1 pseudogene is annotated in these 261 nt (G+C 33.7%); it reads left to right on the top strand.

Annotation, left to right across the window (positions count from 1 at the left end):
• Positions 1–261: pseudogene (locus tag BA053_RS06485) on the top strand (hypothetical protein); the annotation flags it as partial.

The following is a 261-nucleotide window of genomic DNA, read 5'->3' as shown; positions in this document are numbered from 1 at the left end:
ATATCAAGTAGGAGTATTACTGTCATCTAGCAATGCAAGTACGTGGACACCGCATCAGAATTTAGATTTAACGTTTCGGCTATTAGCAGCAAAATTTAGCGAAAGTTCTCACGTTATTGATCTTGGTAAAGTTACTGCAAACAATACTTCAGATTTAATTGTTTTAACGAACGTCGAAAAAGTAGCATTTGATACCAATGTAGAATTTATTTTAACAGACGAAGAAGGAAAAGAAAACTTTCTGTCTGATAATTTGCCACT

Origin of the sequence: Wolbachia endosymbiont of Nomada ferruginata (assembly GCF_001675785.1) — a bacterium.
Lineage (GTDB): Bacteria > Pseudomonadota > Alphaproteobacteria > Rickettsiales > Anaplasmataceae > Wolbachia > Wolbachia pipientis.
Note: the sequence above shows the minus strand (reverse complement) of the source record. Positions and strands in the feature narration are given on the sequence as shown.